A 16,936-nucleotide genomic window follows, 5' to 3' on the forward strand; every position below is an offset into this window, starting at 1 on the left:
GTTCGCCAGGCCCTTACCATCCGCTGCGTGCTGATTCGTCTCCCGCGTGCCGACGCGGAACCGCGGCCGAAAGAGCCCCGAGGCGGCGGATCCGCTTCTTCCGACGGAGCAAGGAAATCCCCCACCAGGAGGTTCGGGTGAGCCAATCGAACATGTCCCGCCGGCAGGTGCTGAAGACCGCCGGCGGCGTGACCGCCGCGGCCGCGCTCGGCGGCGCGGGAGTCATCGGATCCGCCACCGCCGCCCACGCGGCCGGTGACGGGTTCGGCCTGCGGATCGTCGAACGCAACGAGAGCGACCCCCGCATGAAGTACTACCGTTTCGCCACTGACGCGGTCGGATGGAACCCCGGGGTCAATGTCCTCCTCCCCAGCGACTACTCGAGCGGGCGGCGCTACCCCGTTCTGTACCTGTTCCATGGCGGCGGCCTCGACCAGGACTTCATCGCCTTCGACCGATGGGGCATCCGTCCCATCACCGTCGGCAAGCCCATCATCATCGTCATGCCCGACGGGGGGCACGCCGGCTGGTACAGCAACCCCGTCTCCTCCAACGTCGGCCCCCGCAACTGGGAGACGTTCCACATCGCCCAGCTCCTGCCCTGGATCGACGCGAACTTCCGCACCTACGCCGAGTACAACGGACGCGCGGTCTCCGGCTTCTCCATGGGCGGCTTCGGCGCGCTGAAGTACGCGGCGAAGTACTACGGCCACTTCGCGTCCGTCAGCGCCCACTCCGGCCCCGCGAGCCTGCGCCGCGACGCGGGCCTCGTCGTGCACTGGGCGAACGTCAGCTCCGCGGTCGCCGACCTCGCGGGCGGCACCGTGTACGGGGCGCCGCTGTGGGATGAGGCCAGGGTCACCGCGGACAACCCCGTGGAACGCATCCCCAGCTACCTCAACAAGCGGATCTTCCTGGTCGCCGGGACCAGCCCCGACCCGGTGAACTGGGCCGACTATGTCAACGAGACCCAGGTGCTCGCCGGCCAGCGGGAGTTCCGCGCCCGCCTCGGCGACGCCGGCATCCCCCACGAATGGCATGAGGAGCCGGGCGGCCATGTCCTCCGGGAGGGCATGTTCCGCCTCGACCTCGACGGCATCATCGGTCGGCTCCGCAAAGCGTGACCAGTCGTTCCTCGTGATCCCCACACGACGACCGCCCCAGGAGCCCCGATGCGCAGGAGACTCATCCCACCCGCCATGGGTACCGCCGTCGCGACCGCCGCCGTCCTCACCGGCCTGGCCGGACCGGCCGCCGCGCAGGATCCCCCGTCCCCGGCCCCGGTGGTCGTGGCCGGCCATGCGACCTCCGCCGGAACGGCCCTGGTCGCCGGCCAGAACAGGCCGGGAACCCGGCTGCACGTCGAGCCCGCGCGGACGACCGCCGTCCGCACGCTGGAGATCGACTACCAGGTCCAGGAGACCGGCTACTGGTGCGGGCCCGCAGCCACCCGCATCGCCCTCTCCGCGCGTGTCGCGCCGCCGAGCCAGGCGACCCTGGCCGCCGAACTGGGCACCACGCAGAACGGCACGGACCACATCGGCCAGGTGACATGGGTGCTCAACGCCCGGCTCGGCACGGGCTGGTACGAGACCAAGGAGATGCCCGACGACCCGCCCACGCAGGCGCAGCGCGACCTGCTGTGGCGGGACGTCGTGCTCGACATCGACAACAACTATCCGATCGTCGCGAACATCGTGGCCCCGCCCGGCAACCAGCCGCCCGGCTACCCGTCCAACCAGACGATCTACCATTACTTCACCGTGATCGGCTACGACGACGTGCAGCGCACCGTCCTCATCGCCGACCCCGCCTCGTTCGGGGGCTACCAGATCTACTGGCTCTCGTTCAACCAGCTCGCGACACTGATCCCACCGAAGGGCTACTCGGCCTGACCTGGTGACGCGCGGTCTCGCCGCCCGGCCTTCCGGCGAGGCGCTTGCCCTGCTGATCGCCGGATCACGGCGCGGTGGCCAGGCATTCGATCCCGGCCCTTCCATGGCTATTCTCGGGCCCTGTGACGACAACTCGGGAAAACCGGCTCCTCCGTAAGCAGCGAGAGCTTGAGGCAGTCGCGAGCAGCGATCCGGACGCCATCGCAGCGGTGCTTCGGGACCACGCGCCTCATTTTAAGGAGAGGGAGGTAGTGCTGCGGGGATTGCTGCTCCTCGGTAGGCGCGGTGACGTCCCGTTCTCCCCGAACCCCTGGGGTATATCCGCCTCATACAGCCTCGACGAGGCGCTGAGCCGCGTGTGGCTTCCGGTCGCCGATCCGTGTCCGCAATTCGTGGCCGCCGTCCGACGGGAGGTTTTCGGGCTGGCGCTGGTGGAAGCGTCGGGTGAGTTCTCACTCGCCTACCTATTCCTGCGACGCTTCGGCCGACGGGCCTCCTCGACGGCGCCGAGGAGCTTGGATGCGCTGCCCTCGCGAGCCGAAGAGGGAGCCCGGCTGGAGGTGATGTGGGGAGAGAGGCCGTTCCCGCCGGATTCGCCTCCCATTTCGGTGCTGGACGTATCCGTTCCCGCCGCGATCCAGGCGCTGGCCGGAGTGCACACCGTGCTGAGGTCCCCTGAGTCCCATTTGCAGTTCACCGACTCCGGCGGCGAAACCCTCGGCGACCTGCTGCGGGAGCGCAATGCCGAGTTCGACGAAGAAGACGTGGACGAGGAAGAGGAGGAAGAGGAGGACTGGCAGCTCGCGGATCTCCGCGCGGGAGTGTTCGACCGATGCATCTATCTAGGGCACTGCGATGAGGCCGCCGAGGGGTATTACTACGACCTCGGCAACGGGCAACCGTCCCCGGACCCGTTGGTCGTGACACATGACCAGGACGGCTCCTCGCACGGCGACAGTCTCCTGGAATGGTTCGACCGCCGTGCCCAGGAATTGCTCCTGTGCGTCCCCTCGGGCTGACTGGATGTCGCCGCCGTGATGCTCGCGCTTGCCCAGCCACCACAGGCCGGGCCCCCGTGCCCCCGAAGGTTCGCGCCGCCACCTACCGGATGCTCGCCGCCATGCCCGGGGTCACGGCCGTGGGCGCGGTCACCGACGAGCGCGGACGCAAGGGGGTCGGGCTGCACGTGCGGGTCATGCGCGAGGTGGCCGACACCCTGGTCATCGACCCGGAGTCCTCTTTCGTGCTGAGCATGTCGCGCACCACTTCCAATGTCCCCGGCGAGGTCGACAAGACCCTGTACCTCCAGGCCGGCTGGACCGACAGCGCCCCGAGGATCCCCACCCTCCCCTGACCGTCCCCACGCGAGCGCCCTTGGAGGACGGGCCGTAGGAGCTGGTGAGTCGGTTCTGGACGGCCGCGTGATCGCGGCCGTCCAGACGCCGTCCCAGGCCGTGCGGATGTCAGCGGCCGGATCGGTGACGGGATCAAGGCGGCTAATGGGTTGCATGCGGCGCACGTCTGCAGAAGGCTCCCTTGAATGGAGCCGTTAGCGCCGTCGGATCCCGCCCGCATCGCCTCCTACGAGTTGCTGGCCCGGCTCGGTGCGGGCGGTATGGGCCTCGTCTACCTGGCACGTTCTCCCGGGGGACGGCTCGTCGCGGTAAAGGTCATCCACACTCACCTCACCGACGCCCCCGGCTTCCTGCGGCGCTTCCGGCGCGAGGTCGAGGCCGCCAGAGCGGTCAGCGGCTTCTATACGGCCCCCGTCATCGACGCCGATACCGACGGCCGCCCCGCATGGCTCGCGACGGCGCACGTCGCGGGTCCCGCACTCGACGCCGTCGTCCGCACGCGCGGGCCCTTGCCCCGGCGGACGGTCACCGCGCTGGCGGCGGCGCTCGCGGAGGCGCTCAAGGCCGTCCATGCGGCCGGGCTGGTCCATCGGGACCTCAAGCCGTCCAACATCCTGCTCGCCGAGGACGGGCCCCGGGTGATCGACTTCGGGATCGTGCGGGCGGCGGACGGCACCGAGACGACCGGCGGGTTCGTCGGCACACCCGCCTACATGTCGCCGGAACAGGTCCACGGCGGGGAGATCGGCCCCGCGAGCGACGTGTTCTCGTTGGGCGGCGTGCTGTACTTCGCCGCCACCGGCCACCCGCCCTTCGGGGCCGGAGACCTCCCCGCGGTCCTGCACCGCGTGTTGACACAGGAACCCGACCTGGCCCCCGTCCCGGCGGAGCGGCGCGACCTCATCGGCCGCTGCCTGGCCAAAGAGCCGTCCATGCGCCCCGCACCGGACGAGATCCTCGCCGAACTGGCCGACTCGGTCGCGGAGGGACCGGTCGACTGGACGGCCGGACCGCAGCGCACGCTGATCGACGAGTACGCCACCACGATCTCGTCCTACACCGGCCCGAAACCCGCCCCGAAGCCGGAGCCGCAGCCGGACCCGGAGCCGGATCCGAGCCGGACGCCGGAACCGAGGCGGGGACCCGAGCCGGACCCGGAGATCGAGACCGAGCCGCCGCACCAGCCGGCCCCCGAGCCGAGGCCCGCCGCTTCACGTCCCCGCCCTCCTGAGGCGATCGTCCGCGCGTCGCTGCGGTCCCGGCGACGTGGTTGGGCGATGCTGGCGCTCGCAGCGCTGCTGGGCACGATCGTCTTCACCGTGCTGGATCTGGGGGGCTCGGGGCGGGATGGAGGTTTCCGGCCGTGGTCCGTCGATGACGCGGTCGGAGCCGCCGTCGTCTCCGACGGGCTGGTCTACATCGGCAAGAAGGACGGGACCGCCGCTCATGACGCGCGGACGGGCAGGCGGCGCTGGGAGTCCAAGGCAGGCGAGAGAGAAGTGGTGGTCGGCCGTCACGGCGCCGTGCTCGTCGTCTGGAGCCCGACGCGGCTGAGTGCCCTCGATCCGCGGTCGGGGCATCGGCTCTGGCGGATCCCGATGGGTGCGGACAGTTGCGCGACCCGGCCCGGCTCTTCGGGCCTCGTCCTGGTGATCGACAAGAGCGACCGGCAGGACGGCGCGCGCGTGTCGGCCGTCGAAACCGCCACCGGAGCCCGGATCTGGACTAGGACGCTCCGCGCCAGTGCCTGCACATCCGACATAGGGGTCACCGAGCGAGGCATCATCGCGGTCACGTCCGGTAAGGATGAGGACGAGAACGTCCTGGTCTCCTTGGCGGCCGAATCCGGCGAAGGCTGGCGCGCGACGACCGAACGGGTGGCGACCTTCACGGCCGGCGACTCGAACGTCTACACGGCCACCAAGGCCGAAGACGGATATCGGATCCGCGCATATGCCGCGGACACGGGCCGCCGTCGCTGGGACGTCGCACTGCCGAGCCCGGACGGTGCGGATGATGTCGACGACCCCGAAATGACCACGGCGGGCTCGGATCTATACGTGCTCGAAGACGGCACTCTCTACGCCTTCCGAGGTTCGGACGGGCGTCAACTCTGGAAGTCCCCCATCTCGGATGAGACCTCTGGGCGCCTCTTCGCCACGGGCGGCATTGCCTACGTTGACTGGAACGACAGCTATACCCGCTTCATCCACACCGTTGAGCGAACTTCGCTGGCGGCGATCGACGTCAGGACCGGCCGGCGCCTATGGCACAAGCGCCTCGACTCGGGAGCGGGTTTCGCCGGGGTCGAGGGGCACACGGTCTATGTCGCCTCCCACAAGGACCGCTCCTTCCGGCCAGACGACAACACGCTCATCGCCTTCGACGCGCGAACAGGGCACCAGCGCTGGACCCGGGACTCGGACGTCAGAAGCGGCATCGTCGTCGCATCCGGCGTCCTCTACGTCCTCAACGAGGACAAACTCGAAGCGATCGACGCCGCCACCGGCGGCGGGCCCTGAACCCGCGGTCCGGGAATGTCCGAGGCGCTCGTCAGGACGCCCTTCTTGGAGTGGCGACCGTGGCTGATGCGCTGGAGTGACGCATGGGTGCGGAGCACCAATACCGAACCTGACCCGGACGTGGTGCGCACTCGCCGGCTCGGATTCGCCTGTGAGAGGGGTGGGTGCAGCGGGCCCGTCCGGGTCGGGGGGACGGGACGGACGACTCGCCGCTACTCAAGGGAGCCAGCGGGGTGGTGGCGCCGGGGTGGTTAGTGGGTGTCGGTGGTGGATTGGAGGGCTGTGCGGAGGGCTGCGCGGGCCAGTAGGAGGACGGGGCCGTCCGGGTCTTTACTGTCGCGGACGGCGATCGCGCCGGTGACGGCGGCCAACTCGACGCAATTGCCGCCGTTGGAGCCGGTGTAGGTGCTCTTGCGCCAGTGAGTGTCGGGAACGCTTGCCAGTTCGACGCATTCACCGCCGTTGCTCAGGCTTTGCTTGGCCTTACGCCACTTGGCCTTGTTCAGGTCCATCGTTCTTCGGTCACCTTCCTGATGAAGTCTCGCGACATGTCTGCCGGCAGCGCTCTGCTCCGGAGTTCAACCAGGATGCGTGAAAGTTCCGTTAGATCTGCGGGGGCGGCAGCCGTGGGAACGGCTGGGTGCGGCGGGCCGTCCGGGTCGGGGGACGGGACGACTCGCCGCTACTCAAGGGGGCCGGCGGGGTGGTGGCGCCGGGTGGTCAGTGGGGGGTGGTGGTGGATTGGAGGGCTGTGCGGAGGGCTGCGCGGGTCAGTAGGAGGACGGGGCCGTCCGGGTCCTTGCTGTCCCGCACCGCCACCACCGACGCACAGGCGACGTCCGCCAGTTCGACACAGTCGCCGCCGTTGGAGCCGCTATGTGTGCTCTTGCGCCAGGAGAGCCCAGCCAGCTCGATGCAGTTGCCGCCGTTGGAGCCGCTGGAGCTGGCCTTGCGCCATTCGGCGTTCTTCAGGTCCATTTTTCTTGGACCGCCTTTCTTATGAATTCACGTGACATTTCTTTTGTCAGTGTCCGTGAACGTAGGTCGACCAGGGTCCGCGCGACGACGGACATGTCTGCGGGGTCGTCCGTCGTGAGGGGACGGACGGCTGTCTCGATGTACGCGACTTCGCTTCGATCCTCCATCGTCGCGACCACGAACGCGCCCATGTTGCCGTCATGTTCGCCACTTCCCAACACTACTTGAACCGTGATGTTGGGCAACATGCCCATCTCTACCAGGTGCTCCAGTTGCTCCCTCATTGTCTCGGGCGTGCCGACCTGTCGGTAAAGCGCCTGCTCGTCGAGCAGGATCACGTAGATCGGTGGAGAGGAGCCGTCTTCTCTTGGGTCCTTGAGGATCTTCTGGCGACTGATCCGAGCGTCCGCGGCCTCCTGGTTGCCGTGCAGGATCGCCAGCGCGTAGGCAGGAGTCTGAACCAGGCCAGGTATGACCGAATGCTGATAGGTGATCAGCATTGCGGCGTCGGCTTCGATCTGGGGCCAGTCGAACCAGATCGGGACGGGGTGGCCGTCCTTGTTCAGGTCCTCCCAGAGGTTGATGAGTGCGCCGTTGGCTTCCAGGTACTCGTCCACGAACTCCACGAAGGCGCGGGTGGCGCGCTTCTTGCCGTTCTCGATCTTGCTAACTTGCGGACCGCTGACCTGCGTCAGGTGGGCGATGGTCTCCTGCTTGATTCCCTTGGCTTCACGCAGTCGGCGCATCTGACGTCCGAAGGCGATGAGGGCTGGTGATTCGCTGGGACGCCGGGGACGTCGCGGGGGCATGGCTCCTGCCTCTCGGTGGAACGTGCCTTAACGGGGAGTGATCTTCCTTTGTCTGCCACCTTCTGGCGGCAACCACACCGTAGCTGAAAAGTGCCTCACTGTGTTGCTTACATCACACATGGTGAGGAGATGCTCATGGGCGAGGCAGCCCAGAACGAGATGGTGGTGAAGCGGGACCCCAAGGTCGTCGCGGAGGTCCGGCAGTTCGTGCGGCTGGTCACCGGCGGGTACGGGATGGACGACTTCGTGCCGTGTCTGGTGGCCAGCGAGTTGGTCACCAACGCGCTTCAGCACGCGGCGTCCGAGACGGACGAGGACGTGGTCCTGCGGTTGAGCCGGACGGAGGATGACGCGCTGTGGATGGAGGTCCAGGACGCCGCCTGCGGCCTCCCGCACATGCTGGCGGCCGACACGACGAGCGAGACGGGCCGGGGCCTGTTCATCGTCGATCAGTACGCCCGCTGCTGGGGCATCCGCGCCCTGGCCGGCAACGTCGGCAAGGTCGTCTTCGCGGTCATCGACCGCACCTGAAGACCAGCGGAGGGGCGTTCCCTCCCGTCCGCCCCTCCGCCCCCCATCCGCCCGGTGTCAGCGGTGACCGGTGCGCAGGTGGATGCGTTCGCCGCTTTTGCCGAAGAGGCTGAGCACTTCGACGTTGCCGCTGCCGGCGGCGCCGAACCAGTGCGGGATCTGGCAGTCGAACTCGGCCGCTTCACCGGCGCCCATGACGAAGTCGTGGTCGCCCAGGCGCACGCGCAGGCGTCCGCGCAGGACGTACAGCCATTCGTGCCCGGCGTGGGTGCGCAGGTGGATCTGTTCGTCGTGCGCCGGGATGATCAGCTTGTAGGCGCGCGGTTCGCCCTGGTGCCGGGACAGCGGGATCAGCACCCGCCCGTCCTTCTTGGTGGGCTGCTGGGGGACCCGCGGGTCGACGATCCGGGGCGCGGCGACGATCTCGTCCAGCGGGATGCCCAGTGCCGCGGTGATCGGCAGCAGCAGTTCGAGGCTCGGCTTGCGCTGGCCGGATTCGAGCCGGGACAGGGTGCTGGTCGAGATGCCCGTGGTCCGCGCGAGGTCGGCGAGGCTGACGCCCTTCTTGTCGCGGGCGCGCCGCAGCCTGGGCGCGATCTGCGCGATCACGCTGCCGACGGTGGGCTGGTCGTCCATACGCCGCAGTCAACCAATGTGTCCCGGAAACAGCAACGTTAGTTGTCGTTTTCGGGCCTACCTCCCGACGCTGTCAGTGGAGGTGGTCCACATGGACACAACAGCAGACCGTCCGGACGAATCGCTCGCGGAGACGGTGTGGGACAGCGTCATCGTCGGTGGCGGGGCCGCCGGTCTGTCGGCCGGGATCGTCCTGGCGCGGGCCCAGTTCGCGACGCTGATCGTGGACGGCGGCGAGCCACGGAACGGCCCGGCCGCGCACATGCACGGGTACCTGTCGCGGGACGGCATGCCGCCGAAGGAGTTCCTCGCGACCGGCCGGGACGAATTCACCCGGTACGGCGGGACCCTGACGCGAGCGAAGGTGACCGACGTGCGCCGCGCCGAGGACGGCGTGTTCGAGCTGCGGCTCGATGACCGGCGCGCCCTGGGCGCCCGGTCGGTTCTCGTCGCCACGGGCCTGGCCGATGAGCTGCCCGACGTGCCCGGCCTGGCCGCTGGGTGGGCGTCCGTGGTGCATCACTGCCCTCATTGCCACGGCTACGAGGTGCGGGGACGCACCATCGCCGTCATCGGCAGCTCGATGGCTCCGCAATCCGCGCATTTGGCGGCCCTCATGCGCCGCTACAGCTCGTCGGTGACGTTCTGCGTCAACGGTGCCGTGGTCGACACCGCCGAACGTCAGCGCCTGACCGCCTACGGCGTACGCCTCGTCGAAACCCACGTCACCCGGGTTACGACCACCGGCGATGAAGCGGTGGTCGAACTGGACGACGGCGAGACGGTGCCCTGCGAAGCCATCGTCGCCGGGACCCGCCCGGTTCCGCACGACGCCATCCTGACCGCGTTGAACGCGGCGAAGGACCCGGTCAGCGGGCTGGTCTCGGTCGATGCCGCCGGCGCCACGTCCGTCGAAGGGGTGTGGGCCGCCGGGAACGTGGTCAACCCGCGCGCCCAGGTGGTCATGGCGGCCGGTGCGGGCTGTGCGGCGGGCATCGCCATGACCGGCTGGCTGCTCGACCGCGAGCTGTCCGAAGCCGCAGCCAAGGGGGACGCGACCTGATGGCCGCCGACCTCGCCGAGACGTCCCGAAGCTCCGCGCGGCTCCCCCTCGGCGTCTACCTGCTGGGTTTCAGCCTGTTCGCGATGGGCAGCGCGGAGTTCCTGCTGGCGGGCGTGCTGCCGGACGTGGCCGCCGACCTCGAAGTCCCGCTCTCCTCGGCGGGCTTCCTGATCACCGCGTTCGCGCTCGGTGTCGTCATCGGAGGGCCGCCGTTCGCCGTGCTCAGCCTGCGCTGGCCCCGGCGCACCGCGCTGATGGCCACCCAAGGCGTGTTCGCGGTCAGCGTCGCCGCCGGGCTGCTGGGGAACTACGACGTCCTGCTGCTGAGCCGAGTCGTCTCGGGGGTCGCCTACGCGGGCTTCTTCGCCATCGCTTCCGTCACCGCGATCAGCCTGGTCACCCCGGACCGCAACGCCCGCGCCTCGGGAGTCGTCGTCAGCGGCCTCAGCATGGCCATGGTCGCCGGAGGTCCGGCGGGCACCCTGCTCAGCCAGTTCACGCAGTGGCGAGGCGGGTTCTGGGCCGTCGTCGCCCTGACCCTCGCCGGGATCGCCGCCTGCCACGCCGGGATCCCCGCAGCGGACGCGGGCCCCCGTCCGGCGGCGCGGCCGAGCGTGTCGCGGGAGCTGTCCGCCATCCGGCAACGGCGGCTCTGGGGCGTCTACGGGATCACGATCCTGACCACCGCGGCCTACATGATCACATTCAACTACCTGTCGGCCATGCTCACCGACGTCACCGGTGTGCCCGCGCTCTGGATCCCCGCGATCCTCGCCCTCTTCGGAATCGGCGCCTTCGTCGGCCTGTCCATCGGTGGACGCGTCTCCGACGCACGTCCGCATGCCGCCCTCCTCGGCGGCGCCGCCGCGATCGCGGCCCTCTCCGTCGTCATGGCCGTCGCGATCCACGAAGCCTGGGCGGTGATCCCCACCGTCTTCCTGCTCGGGATCGCCGCCTTCGTGCTGAACCCCGCGATCTACGCCCGCGTCTTCGCCATCGCGGGCGACGCGCCGACGCTCGCCGGGGCCACGACCGTGTCGGCCTTCCAGTTCGGGATCAGCTGCACGCCCGTCCTCGCGGCGGCCGCGCTGGCCCAGGGCACGTCCCTCACCTGGGTCTCCGTGATCGGAGCCGCCCTGGCCGCACTCGCGCTCCCGCTCATCCTCACCGACCGTGCCGCCCGAGGTGCCGCACGCCGCTGATCAGTCGGCGCGGCCGCAGAATGAGAGCCCTCAGGCCAAGTGATGTTGCATCGCGCCCGACCTCTAGGCTGCGCCGGCTGACAGCCGTACCGGCAAAATGCTGCCCGCCCCTCTTCCGACCGGGAACAGCGAATCCTCGGCGAGGCCGGCTCGGCGCTGTTCGCCGGACGGCGGGTCCTCCACGAACTGACTGCTGCTTCACTTCGGGTATCCTGCGCGACCCGGCTGCCATCGAGATTTCGATACGGCCGGTGAGATGCCAGGCCGTGGACGGCGCCATGATCGTGACGTCCTGTAAAAGCGCAAATACGAACCCCCGCAAGCAGAGCGATCGCATCCGCGCCCTATCCGCACGATCTTGGGAAGCGCGCGAACACGCGTATCCAGCACCCCGGGCTCGGGCGGCGGGCGAAGCCATGTCCCCGGAATCGCCCTGGCCGTTCACGCCGACCAGGATGAAAGAGGCTGACTGTTCGTGGAAGCTGGTGAGACCGTCGAGAACCGCAAGGTTCGAGATCCGTTCTTTGACAACGCCAGATTTCTAGCAGTCGTCCTGGTCGTCGTCGGGCATACCGTTACCCTGTTCCCGCTCACGGAGGCGACGAAGCCCGCGGTGCTGCTGCTGCAGACCTTCAGGATGCCGCTGCTGATCGTCATCATGGGCCACCTGGCGCGCAACTTCACCTTCAGCGACGACAAGGTGTACGGGCTGGTCACCCACCTCGCCCTTCCGTACCTGACTTTTGAGACGCTTTACTCCGTCTTCGCGTGGTACACCGGCCAGGCCGCTTTCAGCCTGCAGTTCCTGCTGCCGACCTACCTGATGTGGTTCTTGATGTCCGTCATCATTTGGCGACTGACGGTGCCGTTCTGGCGCAAGGTGCGGTGGCCCTTGCCGATCGCCGTGGCGCTCAGCATCATCTCCTACACCCACGCGATGCCCCATGAACTCACACTGCGTCGCCTGTTCGCCTTGCTCCCCTTCTTCGTCCTGGGCGTCCAGTTGCAGCGCAAGCATCTCAAAATGCTGAAGAAACCTGGAATGCCCGCCGTCGGTGCGCTCGTACTCGTGGGTGCCGCCATCTTCTACTACACCGGAGGTCGCTACGTCCCCGAGTACTGGACCTACTGGGACAGGGGCTACGCATGGCTGAACGTCGGGCTCTTCCCAGGAGTACTCATCCAGTTGGGCGTACTGCTCCTCGCCGTCGTTCTGGCCGCTGCCGTGCTGACGGTCGTCCCCGCCCGGTACACCTGGTTCACCGTGTTCGGCAGAAGGACCATGTACGCCTACCTGCTGCACGGGTTCGCCACCATGGCCCTTGTTCACGCCGGGGTGGCCGGCAACGTCTTCGCGCAGACACTCCCCGGCGTCCTGATCAGCGCGGTCGCGGCCGCCGTGGTGGCCACGCTCCTGTGCACCTCACCGGTCGTCAGGGCCACCGGTTGGCTGATCGAACCAAAGGCCCGATGGCTCTTCCGCCCCAGTGCCCTCGCCGCCGAGGACACCGTGAAAGCCGGCCTTGGAAACCCGAGGCCCGATGTCCGAGCCTGCCGTACTGGAATACCTGGCAGATCGAAGGAGAACGTCAAGGCATCATAGTTGCCGTTCTCGATGTGGCACGAGAGCGCGGCGCAGGGCGGAGCCCCGGACCCAGGGTCGCCCGGCCCCTACTATCCACCGCGCCGAGCCGGTGTCGTTTCCGTCCAAGACGGGTTCATGTCCGCGGCCTAGTGTGAAACTCGGCAGCAGGCTCGGAACATGAGGAGAAAACGCTATGCGCAAGCTGGTCTACACCGGTTTCATGTCGCTCGACGGGGTCGTGGACTCGCCCGGCGGTGGTCCGGGGGAGGGGCACCGCAGCGGCGGCTGGGTGTTCAAGGACCTCGAGTTCGTCCCGGAAGCCTGGTCGCTGAAGGGCGAGGAACTCGCCGACACGACGGCGCTGATGTTCGGCCGCCGCAGCTACGAGGCGTTCGCGCCGGTCTGGCCCGGCTCGGCGGACCACGCCGACTACAAGGAACTGCCCAAGTACGTGGTGTCGACCACGCTGGGCGACGACGCCCTCGTCGACGGGTGGGGGCCGACGACGATCCTGCGCTCGACCGAGGACGTCGCCGCGCTCAAGGAGTCCGACGGCGGCGCGATCTTCATCCACGGGAGCGCGGAACTGGCCCGGCGGCTGGCGGACGCGGACCTGATCGACCAGTACAACCTGCTGGTCTTCCCCGTGCTGCTCGGTGCCGGGAAGAGCGTGTTCGCGCGCGCCGACCGCGACAAGCAGATGCTGAAGCTCCGGGAGTCGGAGACCTACCGGAACGGGATCCTGAAGCTGGTCTACGACGTCGCGCGCTGATCCAGGGCGAGGCCGATCGCGCCTCCGCCGCCCTCGCGCAGCTGCCCGGCGGTGCGTCCGACGTAGGTGCGCAGCGCCCGGGCCAGGTGCGGCTCGTCGAAGTAGTCGAGCTTGGCGACGACGGCGGCCGCCGGGTCGCCGGCCGCCAGCAGCCCGGCCGCCGTGCGGGCCCGCTCGATCTGCCGGACGGCGCCGCGCGTCAGCCCGGTCGCGGCGCGGAACCGGCGTTCGACCGTGCGCCCCGAGACGTCCGGGCGGTGCCCCCGGAGCACCTCGGTGACGAGCGGGTCGGCGACCACGATCCCGGACCGGACGAGACGGTCGACCAGGGCCTCGGCGTCGTCGGGCCCGGGCGTCTCCCAGCGTGCGCCGTCCAGCCGGAACGTCCGGCGCGTGGTGTCGGGGAGCACGACGCCCGTGTCCACCAGCGCCGGCGTGGGCATGGCCCGCAGCGAGGTGCCGACCGCGAAATCGATGCCCGTGAAGGTCGCGCCCTCCGGCACCGGCGCCGTGCTGGTCCGGGTCTCGGGCCCGGTGACGGTCGTGTGCGCGCGGCCGTCCTGCTCCCAGAACACCAGGCCCCAGCGCACCCCGGCGACGGACGTCATCTCCGTGACCTGCTCGCTCGTGCAGGTCCAGACGGCGTCGATCCAGGGCGAATCGGACTCGCGCGTCCCGAAGCGCAGCTCCACGGCCGGAAGGATACGCCGCACCGCGGACCCGCGCGGGACGGGCACTTTGTTGATGCTAACATCAGGTTCATATCTGCCCCGTGCGGCCGAGCCTCCACCGCGTTCCGGTGCGCGGCGCGGTGCGGTCCAGCGAGCAAAAGCCGATGTTAGGTTCAGGTGTGGAGAAGGCACAGACCCCCCGTCCGACACAGCGCGGGCGCAAGACGCTCGCGGCCATCGAGGCGGCCGCCCGTCGGATCATCGCCCGTAAAGGCTTCCTGTTGATGACGGTCGCCGACATAGCGCAGGAGGCCGGGCGCTCGCCCGCCTCCTTCTACAACTACTACGACTCCAAGGAGGACCTGCTCGCCCACTGGGCGGGCGGCTTCCGCGAGGAGGCCAAGGCCCGCGCCGTCGTCGCCTACAAGCACGGGGTCCCGCACCGCGAGCGCGTCATGGAGTCGGCGCGCGCCCACTGGGAGACCTACCGCGAGCGGCTCGCCGAGATGGTGGGCGTCTTCCAGCTCGCCATGATCAACGAGGAGTTCGCCGGGCACTGGCGGGAGCTGTGCGACGACGCCGTGCAGAGCATCGCCGACGGGGTCCGGCGCGCCCAGCGCGAGGGGTACTGCCCCGGCGCCGACCCCGAGCTCACGGCCAGGGCCATCGTCGCGATGCTCAACCAGTTCTGCTACGACCTGCTCGCCGGGGCCGGCGAGGGCGCCGACATCGACGACGAGGCCGCCGTGCGCACGCTCGGCGAGATCTGGTACCGGGCGATCTACTGGCGGGCCGACGACGACTGAACCGCGGCCGCCCCGCCGGGCGCGGCGGCCCGAGCAAGGAGCGCGAAGATGGCGCCGACGACGCTCGCCGGAAAGATCTGGGACCGTCATGTCATCGAGCGGGGCGATTCCGACCTCCTCTACATCGACCTCCATCTCCTGCACGAACTGACCTCGCCGCAGGCGTTCGAGGGGCTGCGCACGGCCGGACGCGCCGTCCGCCGCCCCGACCTCGCCGTGGCGACCGCCGACCACAACGTCCCCACCTCGGCCGAGGGGCTGTCCCTGCTGGACGGCCTGAGCGCCCGGCAGCTGCGGATCCAGCGCGACAACTGCCGGCAGGCCGGCATCGAGCTCCACCCGCTCGGGTCGCCGGGGCAGGGCATCGTGCACGTCATCGGCCCCGAACTCGGCCTGACCCAGCCGGGCATGACGATCGTCTGCGGCGACAGCCACACCGCCACCCTCGGCGCGTTCGGCGCGATCGCGTTCGGCATCGGGACGAGCCAGGTCGAGCACGTCCTGGCCACCCAGACGCTCTGGGCGCCGCGGCCGCGCACCATGGCCGTCACGGTGCGCGGCATGCCGCGTCCCGGCACCACCGCCAAGGACCTGACCCTCGCGATCATCGCCCGGATCGGCACCGCCGGCGGCGCCGGGACGCTCATCGAGTACCGGGGCGAGGCGATCGCGGCGCTGCCGATGGAGGGGCGCATGACCGTGTGCAACATGGCCATCGAGGCCGGGGCGCGCAGCGGGATGATCGCCCCCGACGAGACCACCTTCGCCTACCTGGAGCACCGCGAGCGCTCACCGCGCGGACGGCTCTGGGAGCGCGCGCTGGACGACTGGCGCACCCTCCGCACCGACGACGGCGCGGTCTTCGACCGGGAGGCCGTCATCGACGCGGCCTCGATCGGGCCGCAGGCGAGCTGGGGCACCAACCCGGCGCAGACCACCGGCATCGACGGGGCCGTGCCCGCGCCGGAGTCCTTCGCCGACCCCGCCGAGCGCGCCGCCGCCGAACGGGCACTGGCCTACATGGACCTCGCACCCGGGACGGCCATCCGCGACATCGGGATCTCCACGGTCTTCATCGGGTCGTGCACCAACGGCCGGCTCGCCGACCTGCGCGCCGCCGCCGACGTACTCCGCGGCCGCAGGATCGCGCCCGGCGTCCGGGCGCTGGTCGTCCCCGGCTCGACGCGGGTCAAGGGGCTGGCCGAGGAGGAGGGCCTGGACGAGGTCTTCCGCGCCGCCGGGTTCGAATGGCGCTCCTCCGGCTGCTCGATGTGCGTCGGGATGAACGGCGACGCCGTCGAGCCGGGCGGGCGCAGCGCGTCCACGTCCAACCGCAACTTCGAGGGACGCCAGGGGCCGGGCGCGCGCACGCACCTGGTGTCGCCCGAGTCCGCCGCCGCCTCGGCGGTCCTCGGGCACCTGGCGAGCGCCGCCGATCTCCGGGAGCACTGATGGAGCCCGTCACGGTCGTCACCGGCCGCGCCGTCCCGCTGGACCGGGGCGACGTGGACACCGACCAGATCATCCCGGCCCGCTGGATGAAGCGGGTCGAGCGCACCGGCTACGCGGACGGCCTGTTCGAGAAGTGGCGCCGCGATCCGGACTTCGTGCTGAACCGCCCGGAGTACCACGGGGGGACGATCCTGGTCAGCGGCCCGAACTTCGGCTGCGGCTCTTCCCGCGAGCACGCGCCGTGGGCGCTCCGCGACTACGGTTTCCGGGCGATCGTCGCGCCGGGCTTCGCCGACATCTTCCGCGGCAACCTGCCGAGCAGCGGGCTGGTCCCGGTGCAGGTGGCGCCCGAGATCGCCGCGGCCCTGCTCGCCGCCGCGACCGCCGACCCCGCCACGGAGATCGTCATCGACGTCGTGGAACGATCCATCGACTGCCCGGCCGCCGGGGTCCGCGGCATCCCCTTCCAGCTGGACGACTCCGCCCATCACCGGCTCGTGAACGGCCTGGACGAGATCGACCTGACCCTGGGCCGGAACGAGGCCATCACCGCCTACGAGCGCTCGCGTTCTCCCTGGTTGCCGACGGGCCGCGCCTGATATCGGTGCCGCTCCGCGTATGGACATCGTCCTCGGCCGCGGGCTAAGGTCCAAATCCGA

Annotated in this window: 18 protein-coding genes; 13 read left to right on the forward strand and 5 right to left on the reverse strand. The window is 69.7% G+C overall.

Annotated features, from left to right (window positions below):
- Window positions 1-137 precede the first annotated feature (137 nt).
- The 5 genes from AB0K34_RS15325 (at window position 138) to AB0K34_RS15345 (ending at window position 5,772) form a co-directional block, all read left to right on the forward strand.
- A complete protein-coding gene (locus AB0K34_RS15325; protein WP_364548958.1) occupies window positions 138-1,124 on the forward strand; it encodes an esterase family protein in 987 nt (328 codons plus the stop codon).
- Between the two features lie 48 nt (window positions 1,125-1,172).
- Window positions 1,173-1,895, forward strand: coding sequence for a C39 family peptidase (locus tag AB0K34_RS15330; protein WP_364548960.1), 723 nt, complete (start codon window positions 1,173-1,175; stop codon window positions 1,893-1,895).
- 122 nt (window positions 1,896-2,017) lie between these two features.
- On the forward strand, window positions 2,018-2,914 hold the full coding sequence (locus AB0K34_RS15335) for a hypothetical protein (protein ID WP_364548963.1): 897 nt from the start codon (window positions 2,018-2,020) through the stop codon (window positions 2,912-2,914).
- A 56-nt stretch (window positions 2,915-2,970) separates the two neighbouring features.
- Window positions 2,971-3,249 carry a hypothetical protein gene (locus tag AB0K34_RS15340; RefSeq protein WP_364548966.1) on the forward strand — a complete coding sequence of 93 codons (279 nt, stop codon included), beginning with the start codon at window positions 2,971-2,973 and terminating at the stop codon, window positions 3,247-3,249.
- A gap of 186 nt (window positions 3,250-3,435) precedes the next feature.
- On the forward strand, window positions 3,436-5,772 hold the full coding sequence (locus AB0K34_RS15345; RefSeq protein ID WP_364548969.1) for a PQQ-binding-like beta-propeller repeat protein: 2,337 nt from the start codon (window positions 3,436-3,438) through the stop codon (window positions 5,770-5,772).
- Between the two features lie 251 nt (window positions 5,773-6,023).
- On the opposite strand, the gene AB0K34_RS15350 is transcribed toward AB0K34_RS15345, so the two are convergent.
- The 3 genes from AB0K34_RS15350 to AB0K34_RS15360 all read right to left on the reverse strand — a co-directional run bounded on the left by AB0K34_RS15350 (window position 6,024) and on the right by AB0K34_RS15360 (window position 7,559).
- Complete coding sequence (locus tag AB0K34_RS15350; RefSeq protein ID WP_364548972.1) at window positions 6,024-6,284, reverse strand: DUF397 domain-containing protein; 261 nt, start codon at window positions 6,282-6,284, stop codon at window positions 6,024-6,026.
- 208 nt (window positions 6,285-6,492) lie between these two features.
- The gene (locus tag AB0K34_RS15355; protein ID WP_364548975.1) at window positions 6,493-6,750 is read right to left on the reverse strand and encodes a DUF397 domain-containing protein; all 258 of its coding nucleotides are present in this window, start codon (window positions 6,748-6,750) and stop codon (window positions 6,493-6,495) included.
- Window positions 6,741-7,559, reverse strand: a complete 819-nt coding sequence (locus tag AB0K34_RS15360; RefSeq protein ID WP_364548978.1) for a helix-turn-helix transcriptional regulator — start codon at window positions 7,557-7,559, stop codon at window positions 6,741-6,743. The genes AB0K34_RS15355 and AB0K34_RS15360 overlap by 10 nt, the downstream gene beginning before the upstream one ends.
- A 135-nt stretch (window positions 7,560-7,694) precedes the next feature.
- On the opposite strand from AB0K34_RS15360, the gene AB0K34_RS15365 reads away from it, so the two are divergent.
- Window positions 7,695-8,090 carry an ATP-binding protein gene (locus AB0K34_RS15365; protein ID WP_364548981.1) on the forward strand — a complete coding sequence of 132 codons (396 nt, stop codon included), beginning with the start codon at window positions 7,695-7,697 and terminating at the stop codon, window positions 8,088-8,090.
- 57 nt (window positions 8,091-8,147) lie between these two features.
- On the opposite strand, the gene AB0K34_RS15370 is transcribed toward AB0K34_RS15365, so the two are convergent.
- A complete protein-coding gene (locus AB0K34_RS15370) occupies window positions 8,148-8,726 on the reverse strand; it encodes an XRE family transcriptional regulator (RefSeq protein ID WP_364548983.1) in 579 nt (192 codons plus the stop codon).
- Here AB0K34_RS15370 and AB0K34_RS15375 point away from each other — a divergent pair.
- The 4 genes from AB0K34_RS15375 to AB0K34_RS15390 all read left to right on the forward strand — a co-directional run bounded on the left by AB0K34_RS15375 (window position 8,710) and on the right by AB0K34_RS15390 (window position 13,348).
- Window positions 8,710-9,789, forward strand: a complete 1,080-nt coding sequence (locus AB0K34_RS15375; protein WP_364548986.1) for an NAD(P)/FAD-dependent oxidoreductase — start codon at window positions 8,710-8,712, stop codon at window positions 9,787-9,789. The two genes, AB0K34_RS15370 and AB0K34_RS15375, sit on opposite strands and share 17 nt — an antisense overlap.
- Window positions 9,789-10,991 (forward strand): MFS transporter, encoded by a 1,203-nt coding sequence (locus AB0K34_RS15380; protein ID WP_364548989.1) that lies wholly within the window; start codon window positions 9,789-9,791, stop codon window positions 10,989-10,991. The genes AB0K34_RS15375 and AB0K34_RS15380 overlap by 1 nt, the downstream gene beginning before the upstream one ends.
- Window positions 10,992-11,466: 475 nt before the next feature.
- Window positions 11,467-12,594 (forward strand): acyltransferase family protein, encoded by a 1,128-nt coding sequence (locus AB0K34_RS15385; protein WP_364548992.1) that lies wholly within the window; start codon window positions 11,467-11,469, stop codon window positions 12,592-12,594.
- A 175-nt stretch (window positions 12,595-12,769) separates the two neighbouring features.
- The gene (locus tag AB0K34_RS15390) at window positions 12,770-13,348 is read left to right on the forward strand and encodes a dihydrofolate reductase family protein (protein WP_138633333.1); all 579 of its coding nucleotides are present in this window, start codon (window positions 12,770-12,772) and stop codon (window positions 13,346-13,348) included.
- Here AB0K34_RS15390 and AB0K34_RS15395 read toward each other — a convergent pair.
- On the reverse strand, window positions 13,330-14,040 hold the full coding sequence (locus AB0K34_RS15395) for a helix-turn-helix domain-containing protein (protein ID WP_301176389.1): 711 nt from the start codon (window positions 14,038-14,040) through the stop codon (window positions 13,330-13,332). The two genes, AB0K34_RS15390 and AB0K34_RS15395, sit on opposite strands and share 19 nt — an antisense overlap.
- Before the next feature lie 158 nt (window positions 14,041-14,198).
- Here AB0K34_RS15395 and AB0K34_RS15400 point away from each other — a divergent pair, with 158 nt between their 5' ends.
- The 3 genes from AB0K34_RS15400 to leuD are packed head-to-tail and all read left to right on the forward strand — an operon-like array spanning window position 14,199 to window position 16,876.
- Window positions 14,199-14,825, forward strand: coding sequence for a TetR/AcrR family transcriptional regulator (locus tag AB0K34_RS15400; RefSeq protein WP_364548997.1), 627 nt, complete (start codon window positions 14,199-14,201; stop codon window positions 14,823-14,825).
- A gap of 48 nt (window positions 14,826-14,873) precedes the next feature.
- Window positions 14,874-16,277, forward strand: coding sequence for a 3-isopropylmalate dehydratase large subunit (gene leuC / locus AB0K34_RS15405; protein ID WP_364549000.1), 1,404 nt, complete (start codon window positions 14,874-14,876; stop codon window positions 16,275-16,277).
- Complete coding sequence (leuD, locus tag AB0K34_RS15410) at window positions 16,277-16,876, forward strand: 3-isopropylmalate dehydratase small subunit (protein ID WP_364549003.1); 600 nt, start codon at window positions 16,277-16,279, stop codon at window positions 16,874-16,876. Before leuC ends, leuD begins: the two co-directional genes overlap by 1 nt.
- The last annotated feature ends 60 nt before the right edge of the window (window positions 16,877-16,936 follow it).

The sequence above is a fragment of the Actinomadura sp. NPDC049382 genome, assembly GCF_040677125.1.
In the GTDB taxonomy this organism is placed as follows: domain Bacteria; phylum Actinomycetota; class Actinomycetes; order Streptosporangiales; family Streptosporangiaceae; genus Spirillospora; species Spirillospora geliboluensis.